The organism is Stenotrophomonas sp. 3diitr2024 (genome assembly GCF_042136455.1).
In the GTDB taxonomy this organism is placed as follows: domain Bacteria; phylum Pseudomonadota; class Gammaproteobacteria; order Xanthomonadales; family Xanthomonadaceae; genus Stenotrophomonas; species Stenotrophomonas sepilia.
The window spans coordinates 1-2,647 of sequence record NZ_JBHHMJ010000049.1 but is presented as its reverse complement, the minus strand read 5'-3'; the positions used below and the strand labels follow the sequence as shown (position 1 = coordinate 2,647).

The 2,647-nt window shown below is 66.9% G+C and carries 4 protein-coding genes; all 4 read right to left on the bottom strand.

Features of this window, described 5'->3' with window-relative positions:
• Window positions 1-75 precede the first annotated feature (75 nt).
• The 4 genes from ABGA94_RS01025 to ABGA94_RS01010 are packed head-to-tail and all read right to left on the bottom strand — an operon-like array spanning window position 76 to window position 2,404.
• Window positions 76-435 carry a hypothetical protein gene (locus ABGA94_RS01025; RefSeq protein WP_005419760.1) on the bottom strand — a complete coding sequence of 120 codons (360 nt, stop codon included), beginning with the start codon at window positions 433-435 and terminating at the stop codon, window positions 76-78.
• A gap of 53 nt (window positions 436-488) precedes the next feature.
• Window positions 489-905 (bottom strand): roadblock/LC7 domain-containing protein, encoded by a 417-nt coding sequence (locus ABGA94_RS01020; protein ID WP_005419762.1) that lies wholly within the window; start codon window positions 903-905, stop codon window positions 489-491.
• Entirely contained in the window at window positions 898-1,446 is a 549-nt protein-coding gene (locus ABGA94_RS01015; RefSeq protein ID WP_375366112.1) for an ATP/GTP-binding protein, read from the bottom strand. Before ABGA94_RS01015 ends, ABGA94_RS01020 begins: the two co-directional genes overlap by 8 nt.
• Window positions 1,439-2,404, bottom strand: coding sequence for a hypothetical protein (locus ABGA94_RS01010; RefSeq protein WP_375366110.1), 966 nt, complete (start codon window positions 2,402-2,404; stop codon window positions 1,439-1,441). The genes ABGA94_RS01015 and ABGA94_RS01010 overlap by 8 nt, the downstream gene beginning before the upstream one ends.
• Between the last annotated feature and the right edge of the window lie 243 nt (window positions 2,405-2,647).

The following is a 2,647-nucleotide window of genomic DNA, read 5'->3' as shown; positions in this document are numbered from 1 at the left end:
GCCGGCCGCTGGCCGGCAGCACCTGGACCGTCGATGGATCGATGCAGACGCCGGCCAGCGGCCGGCACTACCGGCTCAGATCGCCAGTTCGGCCTCCACGTCCTGCACCTTGCGTCGGGCCAGTGCAAGGTTGGACTTGGTCCGGTCCAGCACGATGTAGAAGAACAGTCCCTTCTTCTTCGCGACCGGTCGCATGATGTGGTACGCCTTGCCCAGTGAGATCAGGATATCCTCGATGCTGTCATTGAGGTTCAACGAGGCGGCGGTCTTCATCTTGGCCCGGATCACTTCGGTGTTGCCGGCAGCGGCCACCTCCATGTCCATGCCGGCACCGGCTTCGCCCAGCAGCATGCCGCTTTCGTAGTCGACCAGCGCCACTGCCTGCGCGCCGTCGATGCCCATCAGTGCGTTCAACGATTCATTCAATCCAGCCACGTCGCACCCCTTGTCGATGTTGGTTCGAGCCCCTCGTTCCCCTGCGGCCGGGCTCACGATCCGCCGAGTTCGGCCAGGATCGCCTGGCCACATTCCCTGCTCTGCCACAGCACCTGCCCGATCACGCTGCGCTGGTCGCAGGCCGCCATCAGCAGCAGCGGCGCACGCCCTTCGGCCTGGATTGCCAGCATCAGCACCTTCCCGCCCATCGCTTCCAGCATCAGCGTCTGCAGATCGCCCAGCACCAGTTCGCGCCCCACCGCTGCGGCCAACGCCAGCATCGCGCTGGTCATCGCCGCCAGCCGTTCGCCGCGCCCTTCGGCACCGGCGCTGACCAGGGCAAAACCATCGACGCTGGCCAGCACCACCGTGCGGACGCCTTCCACCCGCTGCTGCAGGTCCTGCAGCAGCGGCTGCAGGCGCTCACGCTGGCCCGCATCGGGCAGTACCGCCATCTGCCCGTCACCCATACGCGGCCACCAATGCGTGCGCTTCCATTTCGCTCACCAGTACATCCATCAGCAGCAGTCCCTGTTCGCGGTCACGGGCATCGACGGCCAGCAACGGCAGCGGCTGGTCGTCGAGGCAGGCGTGCGTGGCCCAGTCATCCAGCGCCGCCTGTGGTGCCTGGTCCAGGTGGGTGACGGCCACGACCAGTGCCAGGGATGATGCGAACGGCTGCAGCACCTGCAGGTAGTCCTGCAGCTCGCTGGCAATGCCGGCGCGACGTGCATCCAGCAACAGCACCGCGCCCCGTGCACCCTGTAGCAGGATCGGCCACAGGAAATCGAAACGCTGCTGGCCGGGCGTTCCGTACAGACGCAGGCGTTCTCCGTTGGGCAGGCCGATGTCCGCATAGTCCAGCGCGACGGTGGTGGAGGCCTTGTCGGCCCCGAAACGATCACTGTTGGCCACATCAGTATCGATCACTGCGCCCGCAGCAATGCTGCGCACCAGCGTCGACTTTCCGCTGCCCATGCCGCCCAGCACCACCACCTTGTGCTCACGCATTGCGCTCACTCCCGCGCAGATGCCGCCACAGGCGGGCAAGCAATCCGTTGTCGGTGCGGGTGCCACCGGTCGCCATCATCGCCGCCGCGGGGGCGGCCTGCAGCTGCGCGTAGCCACACAGGTAGGCCGCGTGGATGAAATCGCGAACGGCCGCCGCCGGCAGCTCAAGCAGCATCGCGCATTCTTCAACCGTACAGGCGCGCTTGAGCAGCAACGAGCACAGGCGGAAACCATCGTGGTCGTGCCCCAGTACGCGGAAATCCGGCCAGCGCAGCAGCTTCACCGAAGAGCCGCGCAGGCGTTCGTCCAATGCCTGCCAGTGGCGGCTGCGTTGCGCCCATTGCCACAACAGCGGCCGCAGCGGCTGGCGTGGTCGCTCACCAGCCAGCGCCTGCAGGCGCGCTGGCGTCAGTGCATCCAGCTGCAGGCGTTCGAAAGCATCGGCCAGGCGCTCCACCAGCGCGCTCGCGGGTTCCTGCAACAGCACGGCCTGGTCGTGCTCCAGATCCATCAACAGCAAAGGTTCGCCCGCATCACTCAACAGTGCCTGGCCATGGCGCAGCGGCAACCGCTCGCGCAGCAGGCGGGTGATGGCGTGTGCGCCATCGGCCAGACGTATCAGTGCGGGTGCGGGCATGGCCAGGGGCTCCGGTGCCAACTGCATGCGACGCAGCGCGCGGCCGATGGCACCGTCGTCGAGCACATCCTGCTGTCCGTCGCCGTCGCGCAGTTGGCCGCCGTTGTCCTCTATCCAGCATTGCAGGCGCGGTCGTTGCTGGCGCATGCGCTGGGCCGCGTTGCGCAGTGCCGGGGTATCGCGGATGACCAGCAGGTCGCAGTCGTCCAGGTCCTGGCTGCGGCGGACCTGGCCGTCCGGCAGTGCCGACGCCAGGCGCAGCCGTTGCAGCAGGGCCTGCTCGCCCTGGATGTCGGTTCCCACTACCAGCACGCGTGCCATCTGTGTTCCCCGAGCGACCACCTCCCCGGTGGTCTCGCGTCGCCAAGGCTAGGGCATCGCCAGCGGCAGCCGTCGTGATCGACTGCTCAGATCGGGAGCGGTTGCAGGCGGTGTCCGATCGATTCTGCGACGGCTATCGCGGGCAAGTTTCATGCCCCGTTGACGGCATTCCGACAGCCGACGGATGTCACGGTTTCGTCGCCTGGGGTCAGATCACTTTTGCGTGGCAAAAGGTATCTGACC